Here is a 23,280-nt window from a genome sequence, read left to right as displayed (position 1 = left end):
GCAGGTCACCCACGCGTTACTCACCCGTCCGCCGCTCAGTCAATCAAGAATCAATCCGAAGAAATCAACTTAACTGCTTCGCTCGACTTGCATGTGTTAAGCACGCCGCCAGCGTTCATCCTGAGCCAGGATCAAACTCTCTGATAAAAGATTTGTTCCAAGTTCAAAATCAACATACTAGCTAATTTATCCCTTTTACTGTTTTAAAGGATCTTTCGATCGTTTTGAATTACTTATTCAGAACTTTCGAGGATGTGTTTCATTGTTTAATTATCAAGGTTCTTCACTGTTCTCTCGGTCAGCAACTCGTTTATTTTATCAAACTCATTTGCATTTGTCAAGAACTTTTTTCAACTTTTTTCAAAGTCGAGCGGAGAAGGAGGGATTTGAACCCTCGCGCCGCTATTAACGACCTACTCCCTTTCCAGGGGAGCCCCTTCAGCCAGCTTGGGTACTTCTCCATAGTTTGCCTGATTCATAATCAGATATTCAATTAACTGAGTTTTGAGCGGAGAGGGTGGGATTCGAACCCACGCGCCCTTTCGGACAAACGGTTTTCAAGACCGCCTCGTTATGACCGCTTCGATACCTCTCCGTGTGTGAATTCAAATCTCGGTAACTCCCGAAATCATCTCAGTTTTTGGCTTGTCAGCTTTGCGTTTTTATCTCTCTCGCTCAGCGACATTCGTTATTATATCAGCAGTGTTTCAGAATGTCAACCACTTTTTTGAATTTTTTTTACATTTTTTTCAATTTCTTTTTCGTTTTCGCTGTTTTTCCCCGTTTTGCAATTCACACATTTATTTTTATCTATTTATAGTTTGCTTTCTGTATTTTGCTTTTTTCTATTTTTCTGCCAGAAAGCTCTCTGCAACGAGCAGATCCTCCGGTGTTGTGATTTTTATATTTTCATAGCCGCCTTTTACCATCACTGATGCGATTCCCATCTCCTGCTCCACAACCATGGCATCGTCGGTGATTCCTTCTGTGGAATGCTGCATCAGTTTTTCGAATGCCGGAAACAGAAGCTCTGCTGCAAAGGCCTGCGGGGTCTGTGCCTGCCATACGAGATCTCTTCGCGGGCTTTCCCTGATTTTTCCGTTTTCATCGGTAAGCTTGATGGTATCCTTGACCGGCATGCCAAGGACACAGGCTTTTTCTTCTTTTACACATGCGCAGAGACGTTCCAGCATTTCCTGGTTTAAAAACGGGCGGGCGCCATCGTGAATCAGAACGTAATCGGTCTTCTGCTCCTGTTCGCTTTCCAGGCTTTTCAGCGTCTGCAATGCTTTCCAGACAGATTCATACCGTTCCCTTCCGCCTGCGCATACGGAAACAGTTTTCTTAATTCCATATTTTTCGATAATCTCTTTCTGACAGTATTCTATTTTATCCGCACCTGTCACAAGAATGATCTGGTCAATCTCCGGCGAATGTTCAAAAACCTCCAGCGCGTAAACCACGACTGGTTTTCCTCCGATTTCCAGAAACTGTTTTGCTACGCTTCCGCCCATCCGGGTTCCCTTTCCGGCTGCCAGGACAACCACAGTGTATTTTTCTTTCTTCTCGCTCATCTTTTCCTCCGTTTTCTACAAATGCAAAAACTCCGCAGCAGATCTCTCTTCTCCGTTCTGCTGCGGAAGTTTCTTTTTCTTATCGTTCTCCAAGCTTCAGGTTCGGTACGGCATTCAGGTCCCAGCCGTGGCGGGTTCCCTTCTGGTACTCGTAGTAAGCTGCCACACCGATCATGGCCGCATTGTCGGTACAGAAGATCGGGGACGGACGGTAAAAGCGGATGCCCTCTTTTTCACATGCTGCTTCCATCGCCGCGCGGAGTGCCCCGTTCGATGCAACGCCGCCGGCGATCGCCAGACGGTCCATATGGTAATCTTTGGCCGCACGGATGGCATTATCCACCAGAACGTCCACAACGGCCTGCTGGAAGGACGCAGCGATGTCTGCTTCGACAATTGGTTCGCCTGTCATCCGGCATTTGTTCAGATGGTTTAAAACGGCAGATTTTACGCCGCTGAAGCTGAAGTCATACGGCGCATCCTCCATGTGGGCACGCGGGAAGTCGATGGCGTGCGGGTTTCCTTCTTTTGCCAGCTTGTCGATCTTCGGTCCGCCCGGATAGCCGAGTCCGATGGCACGGGCTACCTTGTCGAAGGCTTCTCCGGCTGCGTCGTCTCTCGTTCTTCCGAGGATTTCGAAAGAACCGTAATCTTTTACAATGACAAGATGGGTATGGCCTCCGGAGATGATTTCACACAGGAACGGCGGCTCCAGATCCGGGTGTTCGATATAGTTCGCCGAGACGTGGCCTTCAATATGGTGAACGCCGACCAGCGGTTTCTTTTTTGCATAGGCGATCGCTTTTGCCTCTGCCACGCCGACGAGAAGTGCGCCGACAAGACCAGGGCCGTACGTAACACCGATCGCATCGATATCATCCAGAGTGACATCGGCTTCTTTTAAGGCCGCTTCTACAACCTGGTTGATTTTTTCGATATGTTTTCTGGATGCAATTTCCGGCACAACACCGCCATACAGGGTATGGATGGCGATCTGGGATGAAATAATGTTAGACAGCACACATCTTCCGTTTTTCACGACGGAGGCTGCGGTTTCATCGCAGGAGCTCTCAATTGCAAGAATCAGGGTATCTTTTTCACTCATTTTTCGTTTCCTCTTCAAATAACAGTTCTACTGATCTTCCGTCTTTTCCAAGCTCTGCGGCCGGGAAAATCTTCTGTACCTCATCCATGTACCGCTGCGGGCCGACGAGCGACGGGGAAAAGTGGGTCAGCCACATTTCGGCAACCTCGGCATCTTTTGCCAGTTTTGCCGCCTCGTAGAAGGTCATATGCTTAAATTCTTTTGCTTTTGCCTGTTTTTCCGGCTCGCCGTACATTCCCTCGCAGATGAAAAGGTCGGAGCCTTTCGCATGTTCGGAGATCGACGGAATCGGGCGGGTATCGGTGCAGTAGGTCACCTTCAGTCCCTTTCTGGCAGGGCCGAGGACCATGTCCGGCGTATACGTCTTTCCATCCAGGGTGACAGTCTCGCCTTTCTGCAGCGGATTCCAGCATTTAATCGGAATTTCCTGTGCTTTAGCGCGCTCCACATCGAATTTTCCCTTGCGGGAGATTTCCAGCGAATAGCCGTAGCAGGTGATATTGTGCTGCACGCGGAAGGCTGTGATTTTGTAGCCGTTCATCTCGATCACTTCCTCCGGCGCTGTCACCTCGTGAAATACAATCGGGAACGGCAGCTCCGGGCAGATGACGCGCAGCGAATTGACGACGCGCTCCAGGCCTTTTGGGCCGATCATGGTCAGCGGTTCTCTCCGGTCAGTGTTTCCCATCGTCAGGAGAAGTCCTGGAAGGCCGCTGATGTGGTCTGCGTGGTAATGGGTGAAGCAGATGGCATCAATCGGCTTAAAGGTCCAGCCTTTTTCCTTGATGGCAACCTGGGTTCCCTCGCCGCAGTCGATCAGAAGGCTGCTTCCGTTGTATCGGGTCATCAGGGCGGTCAGGCGTCTGCCTGGCAGAGGCATCATACCGCCTGTTCCCAGTAAACATACATCTAACACGTTTTTCCTCCATATTCTATCCGGCTTTTTCGAAAGCCGGTCAGGTATTTTACGTTGAAAAAGCGTGTCCAAAACGGTTTGTTTCAGACACGCTCTCATCTTAACACAGTTTTTTCAAACACGCAATGACGCGGGTTTTATTTATTTGCTGTCATGACAGCTTCCTTCATCATGCGGACATACGTATAGATGTGCTGCTCCGCATGAGTGCCGTACTTCGCAATCATTTTGACGATAGCGCTTCCGACGATGACACCGTCCGCAATTTTTGCAATGTTGGCCGCCTGATCGGTCGTGTTGATGCCGAAGCCTACGGCTACCGGAATATCGGTTACTTTGCGGATTGCGGCGATCATGGAATCGAGGTCTGTCTTGATCTCGCTTCTGACACCGGTAACGCCCAGAGACGATACGAGGTAGATAAAACCTTCGGCGTCTGCGGCAATTTTCTGGATGCGCTGCTCAGACGTCGGCGCAATCAGGGAAATGACATCTACCTGATGGCTGCGCGCAATATCGTTTAATTCGCCTTTTTCCTCATACGGCATATCCGGGATGATGATGCCATTGATGCCGACTTCCTCGCATTTTGTAAAGAACGGCTCGTATCCGTAATGGAACACCGGGTTTAAGTAGGTCATAAACACCAGCGGAATGTCTGTTTTTTTGCGCACGGAGGCTACCATATCGAAAATTTTATCGGTGGTGGTTCCGGCTTTTAAGGAACGGAGGTCTGCCTCCTGGATGACAACGCCCTCGGCGATCGGATCGGAAAACGGGATTCCGATCTCGATCAGGTCTGCGCCTGCTTTTTCGAGCTCCAGAATATAATTCTCTGTTTTTTCAATGTTCGGATCTCCGGCTGTCAGAAACGGAATGAATGCTTTGCCGTTTGAAAATGCTTCTGTTACTTTACTCATGAAGGTCCCTCCCTCTGTATCTTGCAATGGCTGCTACGTCTTTGTCTCCGCGTCCGGACAGACAGATGATGATGGAGTCTTCCGGATCAAATTCTTTTGCGATCTTCATCGCATGGGCTACTGCATGGGCACTCTCGATCGCACAGATGATACCCTCGGTTCTTGCGAGGTATTCAAAAGCTTCTACTGCCTCATCGTCCGTTACCGGAACGTATTCGGCGCGGCCGATGTCATGCAGATATGCATGCTCCGGTCCAATGCCCGGGTAGTCAAGGCCTGCGGAAATCGAGTAAACCGGTGCGATCTGACCGTATTTATCCTGGCAGAAGTAGGATTTCATACCGTGGAAGACGCCGAGTGTTCCGGTTGCAATGGTTGCTGCAGTCTCTGCGGTGTTGACGCCACGTCCTGCTGCCTCGCATCCAATCAGGCGGACATTTTTGTCATTGATGAAGTTATAGAACATACCCATCGCATTGCTTCCGCCGCCGACGCATGCCATGACGGCTTTCGGGAGTTTTCCTTCTTTTTCGAGGATCTGCTCTCTTGCCTCTTTGCTGATGACAGCCTGGAAATCGCGGACGATGGTCGGGAACGGATGCGGGCCCATAACGGAACCGAGAACGTAGTGGGTGTCATCGACACGTGATACCCACTCGCGCATCGCCTCATTGACGGCATCTTTTAAGGTCATAGTTCCGGTGGTAACGGCATTTACTTTTGCACCGAGAAGCTCCATCCGGTATACATTGAGGGCCTGACGGTCAGTGTCTTCTTTTCCCATGAAGATCTCACACTCAAGTCCCATCAGCGCTGCTGCCGTTGCGGTTGCCACACCGTGCTGGCCGGCTCCGGTCTCTGCGATGACACGGGTTTTTCCCATTCTTTTTGCGAGGAGGCACTGTCCGAGCACGTTGTTGATTTTGTGGGCTCCGGTGTGGTTCAGATCCTCTCGTTTGAGGTAAATTTTTGCTCCGCCGAGATCCTTTGTCATTTTCTCTGCGTAGTAGAGAAGGGACGGGCGGCCCGCGTAATTTTTCAGCAGGTCATCGAGTTCCTGGCAGAACTCCGGATCGTTTTTATAATAATTGTACTGTTTTTCCAGATTGATAATTTCATTCATCAGAGTTTCCGGTATGTACTGGCCTCCGTGAATACCAAATCTTCCGTCAGACATGTCTTATCCTCCTTATGCATTCTGTGATTTTTTTCGGGTCCTTTACGCCGTCTGTCTCGACACCGCTGCTGATGTCGACGGCGAAGGGATGTGTCTGTAAAATCGCCTGTTCCACATTTTCGGCGTTCAGGCCTCCCGCAAGGAAATACGGGCGGTCCATGTTTCTGATCAGTGACCAGTCGAACGATTCGCCGGTACCGCCTTTTCCGTGGTCGAGAAGGATGTAATCGGCGCTGCTTTTTTTCGCCTTTTCGACGTCCTCCCTGGTTTTGATGGAAAATGCCTTGATCAGTTCCCCGCCGGTGCGAAACCGGAGCGAATGGATATATTCTTCACTCTCATTTCCGTGGAGCTGTGCCAGATCGATGACGCCCTCTTCGAGGTATCCTGCGACAATCGCCGGAAGCTCGTTCACAAAGACGCCGACCGCCTGGATTTCGGGATCCAGATAGCACCGCAGCGTCACGGCATGTTCTTTTGTAATCTGTCTGCGGCTTTTTGCAAAGACAAAGCCGACATATTCGGGCTTCAGCTCATTCACCGCATCGATGTCTTCCAGCCGTGTGAGCCCGCAGATTTTGATTCTGGTCTGTTCTTCCATAACGTTTGACTCCCCGTGCGCTCTGTTTTGTTTTGCGCACTTACGTTACCACTTTAACACATTGAAGAGAGTTTTTCAAGCTCTGCTTTTTTGTTGCTGCTCCGCATCAGCGTTTCGCCGATCAGAACGGCATCGGTTTTATTCTGATACAGTCTTCCGACATCCTCCGGCGTTTTGATGCCGCTCTCGGATACGAAAACAATGTTTTCCGGGACAAGCTCCCGCAGCCGCTCACTGTTGTGGATATCGACCGTGAAATCTTTTAAGTTGCGGTTGTTGACGCCGATGATCCTTGCTCCGGCGCGCATGGCCCGTGCAACCTCCGCCTCATCGTGGGCTTCCACAAGAGCGGAAAGGCCGAGGGAATGCGCTGTTTCCAGATATTCTTTTAAGGTTTCCTCCGGCAGCAGCGCACAGATCAGAAGGACAGCGGTGGCTCCGAGCACCTTTGCCTCGTAGATCATATAGGGATCCACGGTAAAATCTTTCCGCAGAACCGGGATGGATACGGTTTCTGCAATTTTTTTTAAATAACGCTTGTCGCCTTTGAAGTATTCCGGCTCGGTCAGGCAGGAAATGGCGGAGGCACCGGCCGTTTCATATTCCTTTGCGATCTCCAGATAGGGGAAATCTTCTGCGATGATGCCCTTCGATGGGGAGGCTTTTTTTACCTCGCAGATAAAGGACATGCCCGGCTTTTTCAGCGCCTGTTCAAATGGGAATCCGGTGTCCGGGTTCATCGCCGTTGCTTTTTCTTTCATTTCTGCAAGAGAACACTTCTCTTTTTCTGCAGCGACACGTTTTCTTGTGGCTTCTGCAATCGTTTCCAGTATCATATGTTTATTCCTCTTCTGCCAATTTGTTGGTGAGTGACACAAACTCTTCGAGTTTTTTCTGTGCTTTTCCGCTGTCGATCAGCTCCTCTGCCAGTTTTACAGCATCCTGCATCGGGATTTCTTTTGCTGCATGAAGGGCTGCGGCGGCATTCAGGACAACAGCGTCTCTTGCCGGGCCTTTCTTTCCTGCAAGAATTTCTTTCGTAATTTCAGCATTCTCCTGCGGAGTTCCGCCGACCAGCTCTTCTTTGGTGCAGCGGGTCATGCCGAACTCTTCCGGTGTGATGACGTATTCCTCAAACGTTCCGTCCTTGATCTCGCAGACGCTTGTCGGTGCGCTTAAGGAAATTTCATCGAGGCAGTCCTGGCCGTAGACAACCATGCCGCGTTTGACACCAAGATTGAAGAGAACTTCTGCCATCGGGCGGACAAGTGCTTCCTCGTAGACACCCATCACCTGCATCGTGGCTGCTGCCGGGTTGGTCAGCGGTCCGAGGATGTTGAAAATGGTCCGGATGCCGAGCATCTTGCGGACCGGTGCCACGTATTTCATGGACATGTGGTATTTCTGTGCGAACAGGAAACAGATTCCAAGTTTTTCCAGAACTTCTTTGTTTTTCTCCGGTTCCAGGTCGATTTTGACGCCGAGCGCTTCGAGACAGTCGGCTGCGCCGGATTTGCTCGATGCGGCGCGGTTTCCGTGTTTTGCAACTGCGACGCCGCCTGCAGAGATCACAAGGGATGCTGTTGTGGAGATGTTGAAGGAATTGGATTTATCTCCGCCGGTTCCGACGATTTCCAGAACATCCTTGTCATGTTCCATATGAACACCGTGCTTTCTCATGCCGTTGGCACATGCGGTGATCTCTTCGATTGTCTCGCCTTTCATCGTCATGGCAGTTAAAAATGCGCTGATCTGGATCGGATCGGCTTTTCCTCCCATGATTTCATCCATGGCGCCCTCTGCCATCTCGTAGGTTAAGTTCTCTTTATTTACCAGTTTTACAATCGCTTCCCGAATCATATTCTGTTCCTCTCTTTCTTTGCTGTCCTGTGATCTATCTTGTAATTTTTAAAAAGTTTTCTACCATCTGTCTGCCCTGCGGGGTCAGAATGGATTCCGGATGAAACTGGACTCCGTAGATCTTTTTCTCACTGTCCTCGACTGCCATGACCTCGCCGTCTGCAGTTCTTGCCGTTACCTTTAAGGTTTCCGGCAGTGTCGCTTCATCAGCTGCGAGGGAATGGTATCTTGCAACCGGAACGGTTTCCGGCAGCCCCTGGAATAATTCCGAGGTAAGATCCAGCGTTGTCTCGGACTGTTTGCCGTGCATCAGCTGTTTCGCATAGGTGACGGTCGCGCCGTACGCGGCACAGATTGCCTGATGGCCGAGGCAGACACCGAGGATCGGGATCTCGCCGCCTAATTTTTCTACAATCTCCATGCATCGGCCTGCCTGCTCCGGACGGCCCGGTCCAGGAGATAAAATGATGGATGCCGGTGCCAGTGCGCAGATTTCGTCGATCGTCATCTCATCGTTCCGGATGACCTTCATGTCCGGATTGATCGAACCGGCGAGCTGATACAGGTTATAGGAAAAACTGTCATAATTATCTACCAGCAGTATCATAAGTTACTTCCTCCTTCTGCCTCTGCAAGTGCGACCATCACGGCCTTTGCTTTGTTGATGCATTCCTGATACTCTTTTTCCGGTACGCTGTCGGCTACAATGCCGGCACCGGAGCGGACGAACACTTTTCCGTTTTTCTTAAACGCAAGCCGGATTGCGATGCAGGTGTCCATATTTCCGGTGAAATCCAGATAGCCGATCGCACCGCCGTAAATGCCGCGCTTGTTGTTTTCCAGCTCGTTGATGATCTGGCAGGCACGGAGCTTTGGTGCACCGGAGAGGGTTCCGGCCGGGAGAACGGAATCGATGGCATCGACTGCGGTCTTGTCTTTCCGAAGCTGTCCTTTTACAGTGGAACCGATGTGCATGACGTGGGAGTAACGCTCGATTGACATGTATTTTTCTACTTCCACGGTTCCGAAATCACAGATCTTTCCGAGATCGTTTCTTCCCAGATCAACCAGCATGTTGTGCTCGGCACGCTCTTTTTCATCGGCGAGGAGTTCTTTTTCCAGCCGCTGGTCTTCTTCATAGCTCTTTCCTCTCGGCCGCGTTCCGGCAAGCGGGAAGGTCCGGACCTCTCCGTCCTCGACTTTTACGAGAGTTTCCGGGGATGCACCGGCGATCTCGACATCATCACTCGAGAAGTAGAACATGTACGGCGACGGATTCGTCGTGCGGAGAACGCGGTACGTATCGAGGAGGCTTCCCTCAAAATCAGCTTCGAGCCGGTTGGAGAGAACGAGCTGGAAGAGGTCTCCCTCGTGGATATAATGTTTGACCTGCTCGACTTTCTCACAGTACGCTTTCTCATCGAAGAGCGGGCGGAACTCGGATTTCAGGTGGCCGGCTTTCGTCTCGGCCGGTTTTCCGAAGCGGATCAGCTCTTCCATTTTTTCGAGTTCCTGTACGGCTTTTTCGTAATTTTCTTCGAGATTTTCGGTTTCGATATTAATCATCAGTACGATTTTCTGACGGTAATTATCATAGGCGATGACCTTATCGAACAGCATCAGGTCAACATCTTTGAAATGTTCCTGATCTTCTGCGTCCAGCTTTAAGGTCGGCTCGCTGTACTTGATGTAATCGTAAGAGAAGTATCCGACGAGGCCGCCAGTGAAGGTCGGCAGTGTCGCGATCTTCGGACTTTTATTTTTCTCAATCAGGGTTTTGATGACGGCTCCCGGATGGGCTGTCTTTGCGGTCAGCCGGATCTGTCCGGTCGGAAGCTGTTCTTTGCGGCTTTCCGGAATATCTTCTACTTTTTTCATCTCTGCCGCATCGGCGGTGATTGTCAGGTTTCCGTTGACACAGGTGAGTTCCAGCGACGGATCGTAGCCGAGAAAGGTGTATCTTCCCCACTGTTTTTTATCCTCCACGCTTTCGAGCATGTAGCAGTGGCTGCTGACGCCCTGCAGGACTTTCAGTGTTTCTACTGGTGTACGGATATCCGAATAAATTTCTCTGCTTACCGGGATTTTCCGAAAAGCTCCCGATGCGGCTGCTTTTGAAATTTCTTCTAACGTCATCTGTTTCATCTTGTTATCTCCTCTCCTTGTGTCTGCAAAGGCTGTCATCAACACTGGTCCTCAGAACCAATTTCTGATATACAAAAAACCGCCCCCGGCAAAGAATCACTTTGTTCTTTGCCAAGGGCGGGTATATTTTTATACTCGTGGTGCCACCTTGTTTTGCGATTGCTCACACGCTCTGCAGAATACGATCATATTCCTGGCAACTAACGTATGCCTGCACGTTACAGAATACTCAGACGGTTTCCCGCTTTTCCCTGTACCCTCCGTGGTCCATTTGCTGATCCGCTTTCTGTCCGGCTTCCACCTGCCCGGGCTCTCTGTGAGTGCGCTTCCAACGTTATCTCCACTTCATCGGTTTCGAAGTATTTATTTTTTTCTTATGGGCCGTATTATAGTCCCATTCTTTTTTGCTGTCAAGTAATTTTTTTGTTCTTTTTGTTCAAAGTCCGGTATTTTTATGATATTCCCGTGTCCACGCCGCAAGAGCTTCGTCCAGATCGCGCGGGAGCTCGACCTGCATTGCCTCGGTGATCTGGCGGTCCATCTCCCGTTTCGTCTCGGCATCCACTTTCCGCTCGGTGCACATCTGCTCATAGGCGTCCTGTCCTTTGCTCATGTAGACCGCAAACAGCCAGCTCTTTAACGATGCTTTCGTGTGCAGCTCTTCATTTGCTTTCTGAAAGCACATAAGTGCTTCATTCATCTGGAACAGACTTGCGTAGGCACAGCCCATGTTGTTGTAAATACTTCCGGTGAACTGGCTTCCCATGTTGGTTTCGTTTTCCTCGGTATCTTTCAGCGTTTCCTGGTAAACCTGGATCGCATTGATATATTTTTCGTGGTCGACAAGGTAATCTCCCTTGATTTTTTTCCGCACAATCTCCGGCTGCTCCTCGAACCGTTTCAGGCGCTCATTCATCTCACGGAACTGATCGTGGGAAAGATAATTGATCTCCTTAAAGATCGGCAGGATAAACTCACCGATGTTCTTTTTCTCCTCCAGAAGGACGTAGAGACGCTGGTACAGTCTTCTTAAGTGGAGTTCTTCTTTCATCCACACCAGCAGCTGCTCGTTAATGATGGTCTCGTCCAGCAGATAGATGTTGTGGTACAGATAATAGCACAGTTCCTCGATGGAATATATATTTGTGCTGATGTTGGAAATATAATACGGATTTTTCGCCCGTTTGACCTGACATAAAATATAACCGCTCATCGTTTACACCTCCCCCATCGTCTCGTGCCAGATTTTGTGACTTGCCGGGAACATATCGCCAAAACCTAAATCCTCTGCGGTGATCTGACACGTAACCGGAGAATCATACTCCAGACGCAGACGGATCCGTGTTGTCTTCGGCGGCCGTTTGGGCAGCCCGTCCAGCTTCATGGTATAGCGGTTTCGTTTTCCGCTTTCCATGGAACTTACAACAAATTCCAGCTCCTCCGTTCCGTCGAGGATCAGCTCACATTCTTTTTCTGCTTCATACCAGTTCACACCGGCTGCAATCAGCGCATAGTATGCCGGAGAACCATTGATCGTCATCTCCATGCCGATGTTGTAGCGCACGAGGTCATTTCCGAGGAAGAGATAGCCCTTTAAGCGGCGCTCCTCCACTTTTTCGCGCGCGGAAAAGCAGGCACCCTGTGCAAACAGGTTCGTTCCGCCGAAGATTCTTCTCTGGTTTTTCTTTAACTGACGCAGAGAGTTGTCGGCCCAGGCAAGGTCGAACTCCTCGCTCACCAGAAATACGCTGGAATAAATTTCATTCCCCATCGCTTCTCCCATCAGATGGCAGAAATCGCGGTCGCGCTCCATCGGCTCGATCGAAAGTGCGGCTTTTGGCCCCCGTTTTACGGCCACAGTTGCCGGCTTCGTTTTACGGCTGATGGAAAGTTCAGAAAACGATGCTTCCTCATCTTTCAGGAAAAACAGACCGACTTTACGGCTCCAGAGCTCCGGCTTCTGGTTCAGCACATGGCAGTAAAAGCTCTCGTCATGCTCCTGCAGGTAGGCTCTGCCGCGCGGCAGTCCGATTATCTTGTATGCTTCACGCACATTTTCCACAAATGGACGGGTCAGATGGCCCGTGGTGATCATCATCGCCTGGATCTGCTGGTCCGGGCGCTCGATGCCGATCATCTTCAATGCTTCGCGAAGGAACGTGCCAAGGACTTCTCCCGGCGTATAATCCCGGTTTTCGATCTGGCAGATGCGGGATCCCATGCAGATCTCGTACAGATTGTCCAGCCAGATGCCGTTTTCCGCGTGAGCAGATTTTTCTGCATCCGGTCCTGTTTTCCACGTTTCCTCATTCCGTTTTTTGGCAATGGCGGTCGGAAATTCCACCGCCTCTTCTCCTTCTTTTACCGGGATGGAGACGGCCGTATGGGTTCCCCTGTCATAGCAGCAGAACTGGGAATATTTCTCTCCAAAATCAAATCCTAAAATTAAATTTTTCTGTTCCATGTCGTATCCTCCTGCTGCTTCTTTTCATCCACAAGTGCAAAACAGTTCCGAACCAGAGCCTCCTGCTGCAGATACTTTTGGAATGCTTCTTCTGCTTTTTCCGAATCTCCTGCCGCGCGCGCTGCTTTCATCTGATTCAGAAGCTGGTACCGCGTCTTTCCTGCTTTTGGTTCGCCGGTCATGGAGACGGTTTTCACCTCTGTTTTTCCCTCACCCTGACGGTTCGTAAAGGTCAGGTAATACTCCATTTTCTCGCCGTAGAACAGCAGAAACTCTTTCACAAAAATGCCCTGATACATATTGCGCATCGGTTCGCTCTTCCATGTTTCTTCGGCGTTTGTCCGGTAATGAATCGTCACCTTTGCCTCCGCTCTCTGGCGCTCCTCGATGAACATGCGGTCGCCGATCTGGAAGCCTTCGGTCAGGTGCTCCGGCAGATCCTTGTAGAAGGCAAAGCGGAGTCCCTGTTTCGTAAACGCCAGAAGCAGGGTATGCGCCTCTTTTTCTTCCTCCTCAGAAAGCTGCGGCTTCGTGGAAAGATGTTTCAGCATCGCAAAACGGCAGATCTCGTCCAGCTCCCAGCCCTGTTTCCAGGCGCGGTCCAAGTAGTCAAACATCTGATCCGAAAGCGGTTTTCCGTCCATAAAATAGCCGATCGCAAGATACGTCAGGTATGCCAGAATGACATGCTCTTTTCCGCTCTGGCGGATGTAGCTCTCCAGCATTTCCTGCTCCCACTTCGGGTGGCTGCGCACAAAGACGGACCAGGTCAGAATGCGCTCCTCCAGCTTGTCGCTCTCCATCTGAAAGCCGCGGATTTTATCCCATAAACTGCACATATCCTCAATAGAACCGGTGAAATAATCTCTCAGATAGCACAATACAATTTCATCGTAAATGCCCTGTTTTACCACGTAGGATGCCAGATAGAGAAGCTCCTCGTCCTCTGTAAACTCTTTTTCCAGAATCATCGCATGCGCCAGACGGAAGAGACACGACACCGGGATCTTTTCGTAGCCGTACCGATCCGTCAGGGCAAAGGCGCGGCTGTAACAGCCGTAGCGTACCAGAAGCTCGATCGTAGAAATACGGTCCACCTTTGCGTAAGCGCTGTCCTCCAGCTCTGCAACAGCTGCCTCGGTCTCACGCTCATCCGGATGGGCAAGATAGTATTCCAGCAGTTTCTGACGCACTGTTTTCCGGTAAGCACTGGAAAATGCGCTCGTGCGCGCTGCCTGCTGATACCAGGCAAGATTTTCTGCGGTAAGCTGCATCTCCTCTTCCTGCTCCCCGCACAGGTGCAGCAGCAGACCCGGATTTTCAATGGCAAAACCGCCGCAGGCACGGGCAAGCTCTTCATCCGTAAACAATGGCTCTATGCGGCAGGTTTCTGTCACCGCATATCTTCTGCGCTGCTCATCTTCGAGAAGAATCCGCGCTTTTTTGCCATACAGACGGATATAAGCACCCCGTTCCGTCATCGGATAGGACGTTTCGCCCGCCATCGCCGGATGGCAGACGATCACACGCGTGATTTTCGGATTTTCACACGTTACATGATGGGTAAACAGCACATTTGCGATCGCTTTTGCGCTGTCGGGATCTTCCGGTTTTTTCAGAAAAGTCCGGTACAGTGCGGCGTATTCGCGGTTCATGCGGCCTTTCTGGATCTGTCTTGCCGTGAAAACCTCCATCGCCGGGCGGTAGCTCTGGAATGTATGGCGGTCTTTTTCGCGGTTTTTGATCACGTTGGCGTAGATCAGCGCTTTCTTCTGGCCTGCCAGTGTGTTGCTGTAGGAGAAATACATCCGGATGACCTGCGGAAGGACCTCGTCGAACGACGCATCCATCGTTTCGATATAGTACTCGTACAGGCGCGTGATGCGGATGTTCCGCTCCACGGCTTTTGCATACCACGGGAAATATTCCTTCCGCACCGGGCGGCCCTTCATCACCAGTTTGCAGATGGCTTCGAGCACTTCATCGGATGGAAAACGCTCATAGCCCGCAGTCAGAATCTGATAGACATTCTCATCGAACGTTTTCATCGTCTCTGTAAGATAAGCGGCCCGTTTTAACAGTTCCCCGCTTAAAATGCCTTCTTTCTGCGCAAATTTCAGCACCTGAACGGTGAACGGCGAAATCCGGCGGAGCTGTCCCTCCTGGCGGAGATAGAGCTGTGCCGCATCCAGATACAGAAGCGGGCTCTTGCACCCGCACTCATAGCAAAGTTCCATCGCGTAGAGCTGACGGGTCAGCGACTGCTGCCAGGAATCGTCGGCATCAATGGCAAGCTTTAACAGAAAATAGCTTGCACTCTCCTGCCGCATCAGTGTTCCAAGGCGTGATACCAGCCCGGTATGGCCCACTTCCATTTTCAGCTTCCATGCCAGATACAGATACGCTCCTTTTTTCTCCGCGGTGTCCAGCAGTTCCTGATGCTCTTTTACGTAAGAAAGCGTTTCTCTTGCTTTTCCGGTTTCCTCATGGCTCTCGTACAGCCATGCTTTTCCCAGCGTCACCCACGCCATGTCTCCGCCGGCTTTTTCGAACTGCTCGATGGCCTCCCAGGTGTCCTGATACCAGGTACGGTAGTCGCGTTTATGGACTGCCAGATCGAGATAGCCGCGCGCGATGGCAGTTATCTGACGGTCGCGCTCCGTATTTTTCCTGCTGGTCACATGTTTTTCGCTGTTTGTCACTTCCAGTTCAAAGCGAAGCTCCTGTTTTCCCTGACGCACCGTAATTCTGCCGTAATGGCGGCCGTTTCCGATTTTCTCCTGATGGATAATGTATTCCACACCGTAGACGCTTCCGATGAAATCTTCTGAAGTGACGACTTTCTTTTCCACTTCCAGAAAGTCTCCCTGCACCTCGATTTCCATGCGGACGTAGCCCCAGGTATTTTTATACAGATACAGTGTTTCCTTGCGCGGCTGGTCCACGGTAAGCACAGTTTTCTCCGGCTGTTCCGCCGAAAGCATCACCGGCTCTTTCTGACCGAGGGCAACCAGAAATTCCTCCAGGTGCTGAAATGTCACCGGCTTGTGGGACAGTCCCTGATAAAGTGCCATCTGCTCCGGTGCCTCTTTCTGAAGAAGACGTGCAAACTCTTTTTTTACAAAGAAGCGGTACGCTGCGCCGAAATCATGGCTTGCCAGATGCACAAAATCTGCCAGGGAATGAATCTCCTGTCCGGAAATGTTCATTGTCTTTCCTGCAATCGAGACGTGTACCCGCACGCAGCGTTCCTCCAGATTGCTGCTGACGGTGATGTTTCCACAGATTTCATCGCCTGCTTTTAATCCGCTGGTATCCACGCCGTACTCAATCGTACTCGCCGTTCCCTGGAACTGATTTTTCGCCAGAACGATTCTCTGATGATCTGTGGTCACAATTCCTTTTACTCTTCTCCCGTCTTCCGCTCCGATATTCAGCTCTCCGCGGAAATTCTGCCCCTCGTCCAGCGTCAGGGCCACCTCCGTCTCGGACAGCAGCAGATGGGGAACCTCATATTCAAATCTGCCGTTCAGCAGTTGTTCCAATCTTCTTCTCAATGTTTTTCACCTTATTTTATCTAAATCGTTTTCGTTCTTTTCCACAACGTCTGATTATACCCCAAGACGCACGGGATTGCAACGGAAAGGGGACGCTCCTTTTAATAGTCGAACAGCGAAAACTGGTTGCTTTCGGGCAGATCTCCGAAGACACCGAGGTCCGCCATAAAGTCGATAATCGTCTTGCTGACCTTGGTGCGGTCGCGGAAATCATCTTTCGAGAGGAATTTTCCGTTTCGTGCCGCAAGGACAACGGCGTCGGCCGCCTTGTCGCCCAGACCCTCGATCGAGTCGAGCGCCGGCATCAGATGTTTGTCATCGTAGACCTGGAAGCGGTGCGCCTGTGCCTTATAGAGGTCCACCGGCACGAAATCGAAGCCGCGGGCGTACATTTCCTGGACAATCTTCATATCCTTGACGGTTGCCTGCTCCTTCTGAGTCAGCGTGTCTTTCCGTTTTTCGTAATCTTTCATATAATATTCCAGCCGGTCGCGTCCCATGCACATGAGCTCGTAGGAAAATGCGGACGCACGAATGGAGAAGTACGCCGCATAGTACGCCAGCGGATAGAAAATTTTATAGTAAGCGATGCGGTACGCCATCATGACGTACGCCGCCGCGTGGGCTTTCGGGAACATGTACTTGATCTTTTTACATGACCAGATGTACCAGTCCGGCACGTCATGTGCCTTCATCTCCTCTTCCCACTCCGGTTTTAAGCCCTTTCCTTTTCGCACACTCTCCATGATCGTAAAGGAAAGCTCACTTTCGAGTCCCTTGTCGATCAGGTAGATCATGATATCGTCTCGGGTACAGATGGCGGTGGAAATCGTCGCCTTGCCCTCCTCGATCAATGTCTGCGCATTGCCGAGCCATACGTCGGTTCCGTGCGACAGACCAGAGATACGGATCAGGTCAGAGAACGACTGCGGCTTCGTGTCCAGAAGCATCTGGATAACGAAATCGGTACCGAACTCCGGCACGCCAAGACATCCAAGCGGGCAGCCGCCGATGTCCTCCGGCTTGATGCCGAGCGCCTCGGTGCTCTTGAACAGCGACATGACCTCCGGGTTATCGAGCGGAATCGTCTGCGCATCAAGGTGCGTGATATCCTCGAGCATACGGATCATGGTCGGATCATCGTGTCCGAGAATGTCGAGCTTTAAGAGGTTGGCATCAATGGAGTGGTAATCGAAATGGGTCGTAATGATGTCGGTTGTCATATCGTTCGCCGGATGCTGCACCGGGGTGAAGGAGTTGATATCCTCACCGAACGGCAGAACGATGATACCGCCCGGGTGCTGGCCGGTGGTACGGCGGATGCCGGTGCATCCTTCCACGATCCGGTCGATCTCGCAGTTCCGTTTGTGCTGGCCGCGCTCTTCGTAATAGTTCTTCACGTAACCGAACGCTGTTTTATCCGCCAGCGTACCGATGGTTCCCGCACGGAACGTCTGACCGGCGCCGAAAATAACCTCTGTGTATTTGTGCGCCTTACTCTGGTAATCACCGGAGAAGTTCAGGTCGATATCCGGCTCTTTATTTCCCTTGAATCCAAGGAACGTCTCGAACGGGATATCAAATCCCGCTTTTTTCAGCGGCTTGCCGCAGTTCGGGCAGACGGCGTCCGGCATATCGCATCCGGCGCGGCCGACGTACTCTTTGACGCGCGGCGAATCGAACTCGCTGTAATGACACGACTCGCAGTAGTAATGCGGGCTCAACGGGTTTACCTCCGTGATTCCCGCCATCGTCGCAACGAACGAGGAACCGACGGAACCACGCGATCCTACAAGGTATCCGTCCTCGTTCGACTTCCACACCAGTTTCTGTGCGATGATGTACATAACGGCGTATCCGTTGGAAATAATGGAGTTCAGCTCTCGCTCGAGGCGCGCGGAAACGATCTCCGGCAGCTCCTCGCCGTAGATTTCATGCGCGCGGTCGTAGCAGATTCTACGCAGTGTCTTGTCGGAATCTTCGATGACCGGCGGGAATTTTCCGGCACGGATCGGGGAGATTTTCTCGACAAGGTCGGAGATTTTGCGCGGATTGGTGATGACGACCTCCTCCGCTTTCTCACTTCCGAGATATGAAAACTCTTCAAGCATCTCCTCGGTGGTGCGCAGGAACAGCGGTGCCTGCTCATCCGCGTCGTCAAAACCTTTTCCGGTCATGATGATGCGGCGGTAGATCTCGTCCTGCGGATCCATGAAGTGGACGTCGCACGTTGCCACAACAGGCTTATGGAACTGCTCGCCGAGTTTAACAATGCGCCTGTTGATCTCCTTTAAATCCTCCTCGCTCTCTACGGCAGAAACGTCCTCTTTTTTGATCATGAACGCGTTGTTGCCGATCGGCTGGATTTCCAGATAATCGTAGAAGTCCACAAGACGCGCAATCGCCGCATCCGGTTCACCGCGCAGGATTGCCTGGTAGAGTTCGCCCGCCTCGCAGGCAGATCCGATCATCAGACCGTCCTGGTATTTCAGGTAGACGCTCTTTGGCAGCTTCGGCCGGCGGTTGTAGTATTTCAGGTGGGATTCTGACACGAGGCGGTACAGATTGACACGTCCCGTCTCGTTCTTTGCCAGAATGATCGCATGGTACGATGGAAGCTTGCGCACAGCCTCCTCCGATACTTTTCCCTGCGCATTCAGGTCATCCAGAGTCAGAATATTGCGCTCCTCCAGCATTTTTACGAATTTCACGAAAATTTCCGCCGTACAGCCGGCATCGTCCACCGCACGGTGATGGTTTTCCAACGATACGCCGACCGCCTTCGCAACGGTATCCAGCTTGAAACGGTTGAGGCCCGGCAGCAGGAAACGCGCCATGGCGACGGTGTCCGCCGTTGTAAATTCCCGCTCGATCCCCTGCAGGACGCAGTTGTGCTCGATAAAGCTCATATCGAACGAAGCATTGTGGGCAACCATAACGGCTCCCTCACTGAACTCCAGGAATTTCGGCAGCACCGTTTCGATGTCCGGCGCGTCAAGAACCATGTTGTCGTTGATGCCGGTCAGGTTCTCAATCCGGAACGGGATCGGGACTTTCGGGTTGACGAAGGTGGAAAACTTATCGACAATCGCTCCGTTTTCCACACGGACGGCACCGATCTCAATGATTTTGTTGACAACCGGGGAAAATCCCGTCGTCTCGATATCAAACACAACGTAGCTTCCGTGGATGTCCTGTCCTTTGCTGTTGACAACGATATCTTTCAAGTCGTCGACGAGATAAGCCTCCATGCCGTAGATGACCTTGAACGGAGCCGAAACTTTTTTCAGCTCATCTTTTGTCGCATCCGGGTGCTCTGCCTGGTATTTTTTCCGGTAAGCGCCGTCGATCGCCTCGATCGCATGGTTTGCCTCCGGGAAGGACTGCACCACGCCGTGGTCAGTGATCGCGATCGCCGGATGGCCCCACTCGTAGGCACGCTGTACCAGACGGGCAGCATCGGTGACACCGTCCATATCGCTCATCTTTGTATGACAGTGCAGCTCCACACGCTTCACCGGACTCGTATCCTGACGGCCGGTACGGAAATCGGTGATCTTCTTGATGCCCCAGACAGACATAACCGTCAGATCGTGGTCAAATGCATCAACCGTCGTTTTTCCTTTTACTTTAATGAACGCGCCTTTTTTGATCGCATCCTTTAATTCCGGCACTTCCGCGTTCTGGACAAAAATCTTGACGCCGATGGTATCCGTAAAGTCGGTGATCGTGAACATGAAAATCGTACGCTCATTCCGGATCTCGCGCATATCCACACTCTGGACTCTTCCTCGGATGACAACATCACCGATCTCATCGCCGATTTTCAGAATCTCCACGCTCTCATCCTCGAAATCTCTTCCGTACAGCACATCCGGATTGGAGGATTTGCGCGGCTGATTGTCCGCATTCCGGCTGAAACTGCCCTTGCCTTTCTTGAAGGAACCGCGTCCGCCGCCGGAAAAACCTTTTCCCCTTCCGCCGTCTGCTGCTTTTTCTTTTTTCGCCTCGCCGCCCTTGGCTGCTGCGGCTGCTTTTGGCTGTTCGCCTGCTGCTTCCGCCTGCTCTTCCATCCGGTTCTGCTCTTTTTCGCCGAGCATCTCACCGTAATGGGTATGCGCCAGAACGTGGCGCACTTCCTCCCGGATGCGGAGCTCGGAATTTCTCATGGCGCGGCTCTCGCCCTCCGGCTTTCTCATCTCGGTTTCCACGATCAGGTCGAAGCCGCACCGCTCACAGAAGATTTTCTCGAGAATGTGGACCAGCTCCTCCTCGCGCTCCTTTGCCACAACGGAATCCACGAGCACCAGGTGCATTTTGTTCGTCTCCGGGAAGGTAATCTCGGCAGTCGAAAACAGATGATTCAGAAAGACACTGTGGTTTTTCAGCTCGAGCAGGATACTCGGACGGTACACCTCCAGAAAGTTTTCCGGCGTATACTGGCGCGACAGATAGAACCGCTCAATAATCTTCACGCGCAGCGGCACGTTGGAAAAGAGCTGCTCCTCGATCTGGCGCTCCAGCTGATAAATATATTTTTTGTGAATCCACTGATGGCTGACCACATAGATCCGCAGCAGATCTTTTTTCTTATTGATCGATACCCGCGAAACCTCCACGGTATCGAGAAGCTCTGCCATGCCCCCTTCGATTCTCAAATCCGGAAATACTTCCTGAAACTGTTTTTCCATTCCTATTCCTGCTTTCTTTTTTACTTGCCCCAGTGATCCAGCTCGTCCTTTAAGACGGACAGCAGCTCGCTCTCCGGTACTTTTTTCACGATTTCACCTTTTTTAATTAAAATGCCGACGCCTTTTCCGCCTGCAACACCAAGATCCGCCTCTTTTGCCTCGCCCGGTCCGTTGACCACGCAGCCCATGACGGCAACCTTGATATCAAGATCGTAGCCCTGCACCAGTGTTTCCACCTGGTTTGCCAGTCCGATCAGGTCAATCTGGGTCCGTCCGCAGGTCGGACACGATACGACCTCAATGCCGCCTTTTCGAAGTCCCAGGGTCTTTAAGATCCGTTTTGCGGATTTGATTTCCTCGAGCGGATCGCCGGTCAGGGAAACACGGATCGTATCTCCGATGCCCTGATATAAAATAATACCGAGCCCCACTGCCGATTTGATGTTGCCGGAATACAGCGTTCCTGCCTCCGTAATGCCGACATGAAGCGGATGATCCGTCTGGTTCGTGATCAGCTCATGCGCTTTTGCACACATCATCACATCAGACGATTTGATACTGATGACGAGATTGTCATAGCCCATCTCCTCAATGATCCGCACTTTGTCGAGCGCGCTCTCCACCAGGCCCTCTGCCGTTACGCCGTTGTATTTTTCCACCAGCTCTTTTTCGAGTGAACCGCTGTTGACGCCGACGCGGATCGGAATCTGGCGTTCTTTTGCTGCATCTACAACCGCCTGGATCCGGTCGCGGCTGCCGATGTTGCCCGGGTTGATGCGGATTTTATCGGCTCCGTTTTCGATCGCGGCGATCGCCAATCGATAGTCAAAATGAATATCTGCTACAAGCGGAATCGAGATCTGCTTTTTGATCTCGGACAGCGCCCTGGCTGCCTCCATGGTCGGGACGGCGCATCGGATAATGTCACATCCGGCTTCCGTGAGCGCCTGGATCTGCTTTACGGTTGCCTCCACATCTTCTGTTTTGGTATTCGTCATGGACTGGATCAGAATCGGATTTCCGCCTCCGATGACCCGGTCGCCGATTTTCACAACTCGTGTATTTGCTCTGCTCATTGTCTTTCCTCCATTTATTTTCTCCGTGATGGCATAAAAATCTTATTTTATTATAAGACAATTTTTTCTCTGGCACAACCGTCTTTTCTCTTGCAATTTTTTCCCAAATTTTCTATAATGCTAGGAGTGATTTTTTTTGATTCAGCTGGAAAGGAAGACATACAAACGATGAAAAAGATGATCCTCGTAACCTCGCCGCCGGCGTGCGGAAAGACATACATTTCAAAACAGCTCGCCAAGGAGCTGAAACACGTTGTTTATCTCGACAAGGACACAGTCATTCCGCTGTCGAACCGCGTTTTCAAAGCGGGCGGACAGGAAATCAACCGCAGTTCTGATTTCTTCGAGGAGAATATCCGCGATTATGAATATGAAGTAACGGTCAATTTCGGACTGGAAGCACTCGAGTATGACGATATTGTGCTGATCAACGCACCATTCACACGCGAAGTGCATGATGAGAAGTTCCTGAAAAACTTCTCCAAAAAGCTCGCTGACCATGGGGCAAAGCTTGTTGTGATCTGGGTTGTCACAAAACCGGAGATCTGCCACCAGCGCATGATCGACCGCAACTCCGTGCGCGATACGTGGAAGCTGGAGCACTGGGATGAATATGTGAAAACGATCGACTACTCCATCCCGGAAGCACTGAAGAAAATGAGCAGCTGCCTCGATCTGATGCTGTTCTACAATTCTTCGGATGAAGAATATCAGAAATCCATGGAGATGGTTATCTCCCGTCTCGAAGACGAATAACGACTAAACGAAAAAAGAGAATTTTGCCGGACCTCATTTTTACAGTCTGCAAAATTCTCTTTTTATTTATAGAAACTATTTTCACATCCGATACAAAAGATAATCCGCCGCTGCCGCCCACAGCACCCAGGAAACGCAGAGAACTGCGAACACACTCTTATATCCGAGCACGGCAAAGTGGACGCGCCATTTTTCCTTCTGCGTGAATTTCTCCGGGTTTTTGCCTTTTACCATCAGCATTCCGGCGATCACGAACATGCCGAGGGCCGCGATCAGCAGCAGGCCGTCTTTCGCCGCCTCAAGGGCAGCGCGGAACGTGAATCCCCCAAAGAGGAATCCTCCCAGCAGCAGCACAGCTGCCGCAGCGCCGCCGGAGAGCAGGCCGATTGTAAATGCTTTGCCGAGATCACGGCAGATGTTCTTTATCTTTTCCATGTT

The 23,280-nt window shown here is 51.2% G+C and carries 17 protein-coding genes, 2 tRNA genes and 1 rRNA gene (1 of these 20 running past the window's edge); 1 reads left to right on the top strand and 19 read right to left on the bottom strand.

What is annotated here, in order from left to right; genetic code table 11:
* The 18 genes from DW769_RS05485 to ispG all read right to left on the bottom strand — a co-directional run.
* Positions 1-147, bottom strand: a 16S ribosomal RNA gene (locus tag DW769_RS05485) (its annotated part extends 1,345 nt beyond the left edge of the window); the annotation flags it as partial.
* Positions 148-371: 224 nt separating this feature from the next.
* Positions 372-461 (bottom strand) — tRNA-Ser (locus tag DW769_RS05480).
* A gap of 48 nt (positions 462-509) precedes the next feature.
* Positions 510-595: transfer RNA gene (locus tag DW769_RS05475), tRNA-Ser, on the bottom strand.
* Between the two features lie 250 nt (positions 596-845).
* Positions 846-1,574 (bottom strand): 2-C-methyl-D-erythritol 4-phosphate cytidylyltransferase, encoded by a 729-nt coding sequence (ispD, locus tag DW769_RS05470; RefSeq protein ID WP_117761648.1) that lies wholly within the window; start codon positions 1,572-1,574, stop codon positions 846-848.
* A gap of 79 nt (positions 1,575-1,653) precedes the next feature.
* Complete coding sequence (gene tsaD / locus DW769_RS05465) at positions 1,654-2,679, bottom strand: tRNA (adenosine(37)-N6)-threonylcarbamoyltransferase complex transferase subunit TsaD (RefSeq protein WP_022462650.1); 1,026 nt, start codon at positions 2,677-2,679, stop codon at positions 1,654-1,656.
* Complete coding sequence (locus DW769_RS05460) at positions 2,672-3,595, bottom strand: ribonuclease Z (RefSeq protein ID WP_117761647.1); 924 nt, start codon at positions 3,593-3,595, stop codon at positions 2,672-2,674. The genes tsaD and DW769_RS05460 overlap by 8 nt, the downstream gene beginning before the upstream one ends.
* Positions 3,596-3,732: 137 nt before the next feature.
* Positions 3,733-4,515, bottom strand: coding sequence for a tryptophan synthase subunit alpha (gene trpA, locus DW769_RS05455; RefSeq protein WP_117804941.1), 783 nt, complete (start codon positions 4,513-4,515; stop codon positions 3,733-3,735).
* Positions 4,508-5,692: a tryptophan synthase subunit beta gene (gene trpB, locus DW769_RS05450; protein ID WP_022462653.1), complete on the bottom strand. Its 1,185-nt coding sequence runs from the start codon at positions 5,690-5,692 to the stop codon at positions 4,508-4,510. Before trpB ends, trpA begins: the two co-directional genes overlap by 8 nt.
* Positions 5,685-6,293, bottom strand: coding sequence for a phosphoribosylanthranilate isomerase (locus DW769_RS05445; protein ID WP_118640487.1), 609 nt, complete (start codon positions 6,291-6,293; stop codon positions 5,685-5,687). Before DW769_RS05445 ends, trpB begins: the two co-directional genes overlap by 8 nt.
* A 53-nt stretch (positions 6,294-6,346) precedes the next feature.
* Entirely contained in the window at positions 6,347-7,129 is a 783-nt protein-coding gene (gene trpC, locus DW769_RS05440) for an indole-3-glycerol phosphate synthase TrpC (protein WP_117804940.1), read from the bottom strand.
* Positions 7,130-7,133: 4 nt separating this feature from the next.
* On the bottom strand, positions 7,134-8,153 hold the full coding sequence (gene trpD / locus DW769_RS05435) for an anthranilate phosphoribosyltransferase (RefSeq protein WP_117804939.1): 1,020 nt from the start codon (positions 8,151-8,153) through the stop codon (positions 7,134-7,136).
* A gap of 34 nt (positions 8,154-8,187) precedes the next feature.
* Positions 8,188-8,760, bottom strand: coding sequence for an anthranilate synthase component II (locus DW769_RS05430; protein WP_022462657.1), 573 nt, complete (start codon positions 8,758-8,760; stop codon positions 8,188-8,190).
* Positions 8,757-10,298: an anthranilate synthase component I gene (trpE, locus tag DW769_RS05425; RefSeq protein ID WP_117804938.1), complete on the bottom strand. Its 1,542-nt coding sequence runs from the start codon at positions 10,296-10,298 to the stop codon at positions 8,757-8,759. Before trpE ends, DW769_RS05430 begins: the two co-directional genes overlap by 4 nt.
* A gap of 436 nt (positions 10,299-10,734) precedes the next feature.
* Positions 10,735-11,511, bottom strand: a complete 777-nt coding sequence (locus DW769_RS05420) for a hypothetical protein (protein WP_117804937.1) — start codon at positions 11,509-11,511, stop codon at positions 10,735-10,737.
* A gap of 3 nt (positions 11,512-11,514) precedes the next feature.
* Complete coding sequence (locus DW769_RS05415; RefSeq protein ID WP_117804936.1) at positions 11,515-12,762, bottom strand: DUF5716 family protein; 1,248 nt, start codon at positions 12,760-12,762, stop codon at positions 11,515-11,517.
* Positions 12,744-16,319, bottom strand: coding sequence for a DUF5717 family protein (locus DW769_RS05410; RefSeq protein WP_147343073.1), 3,576 nt, complete (start codon positions 16,317-16,319; stop codon positions 12,744-12,746). Before DW769_RS05410 ends, DW769_RS05415 begins: the two co-directional genes overlap by 19 nt.
* 101 nt (positions 16,320-16,420) lie before the next feature.
* Positions 16,421-21,010 carry a PolC-type DNA polymerase III gene (locus tag DW769_RS05405; protein WP_022462662.1) on the bottom strand — a complete coding sequence of 1,530 codons (4,590 nt, stop codon included), beginning with the start codon at positions 21,008-21,010 and terminating at the stop codon, positions 16,421-16,423.
* Between the two features lie 20 nt (positions 21,011-21,030).
* Positions 21,031-22,086: a flavodoxin-dependent (E)-4-hydroxy-3-methylbut-2-enyl-diphosphate synthase gene (gene ispG, locus DW769_RS05400; protein WP_117509872.1), complete on the bottom strand. Its 1,056-nt coding sequence runs from the start codon at positions 22,084-22,086 to the stop codon at positions 21,031-21,033.
* 168 nt (positions 22,087-22,254) lie between these two features.
* Between ispG and DW769_RS05395 the strand changes: the two genes are divergently transcribed.
* Positions 22,255-22,842, top strand: a complete 588-nt coding sequence (locus DW769_RS05395) for an AAA family ATPase (RefSeq protein ID WP_117802383.1) — start codon at positions 22,255-22,257, stop codon at positions 22,840-22,842.
* 81 nt (positions 22,843-22,923) lie between these two features.
* Here DW769_RS05395 and DW769_RS05390 read toward each other — a convergent pair whose 3' ends face one another.
* Entirely contained in the window at positions 22,924-23,277 is a 354-nt protein-coding gene (locus DW769_RS05390) for a hypothetical protein (RefSeq protein WP_055219923.1), read from the bottom strand.
* Between the last annotated feature and the right edge of the window lie 3 nt (positions 23,278-23,280).

Source organism: Blautia sp. AM29-29 (assembly GCF_003480555.1).
Taxonomy (GTDB): Bacteria; Bacillota; Clostridia; order Lachnospirales; family Lachnospiraceae; genus Fusicatenibacter; species Fusicatenibacter saccharivorans.
The sequence above is the reverse complement of the archived record's forward strand: the minus strand, read 5'-3'. Positions and strand labels throughout refer to the sequence as shown.

Coding starts and splice junctions, on each gene's coding strand:
- ispD (WP_117761648.1), bottom strand. CDS start 1,574: ATGAGCGAGAAGAAAGAAAAATACACTGTGGTTGTCCTGGCAGCCGGA.
- tsaD (WP_022462650.1), bottom strand. CDS start 2,679: ATGAGTGAAAAAGATACCCTGATTCTTGCAATTGAGAGCTCCTGCGAT.
- trpA (WP_117804941.1), bottom strand. CDS start 4,515: ATGAGTAAAGTAACAGAAGCATTTTCAAACGGCAAAGCATTCATTCCG.
- trpB (WP_022462653.1), bottom strand. CDS start 5,692: ATGTCTGACGGAAGATTTGGTATTCACGGAGGCCAGTACATACCGGAA.
- DW769_RS05445 (WP_118640487.1), bottom strand. CDS start 6,293: ATGGAAGAACAGACCAGAATCAAAATCTGCGGGCTCACACGGCTGGAA.
- trpC (WP_117804940.1), bottom strand. CDS start 7,129: ATGATACTGGAAACGATTGCAGAAGCCACAAGAAAACGTGTCGCTGCA.
- trpD (WP_117804939.1), bottom strand. CDS start 8,153: ATGATTCGGGAAGCGATTGTAAAACTGGTAAATAAAGAGAACTTAACC.
- DW769_RS05430 (WP_022462657.1), bottom strand. CDS start 8,760: ATGATACTGCTGGTAGATAATTATGACAGTTTTTCCTATAACCTGTAT.
- trpE (WP_117804938.1), bottom strand. CDS start 10,298: ATGAAACAGATGACGTTAGAAGAAATTTCAAAAGCAGCCGCATCGGGA.
- DW769_RS05420 (WP_117804937.1), bottom strand. CDS start 11,511: ATGAGCGGTTATATTTTATGTCAGGTCAAACGGGCGAAAAATCCGTAT.
- DW769_RS05415 (WP_117804936.1), bottom strand. CDS start 12,762: ATGGAACAGAAAAATTTAATTTTAGGATTTGATTTTGGAGAGAAATAT.
- DW769_RS05405 (WP_022462662.1), bottom strand. CDS start 21,010: ATGGAAAAACAGTTTCAGGAAGTATTTCCGGATTTGAGAATCGAAGGG.
- ispG (WP_117509872.1), bottom strand. CDS start 22,086: ATGAGCAGAGCAAATACACGAGTTGTGAAAATCGGCGACCGGGTCATC.
- DW769_RS05395 (WP_117802383.1), top strand. CDS start 22,255: ATGAAAAAGATGATCCTCGTAACCTCGCCGCCGGCGTGCGGAAAGACA.
- DW769_RS05390 (WP_055219923.1), bottom strand. CDS start 23,277: ATGGAAAAGATAAAGAACATCTGCCGTGATCTCGGCAAAGCATTTACA.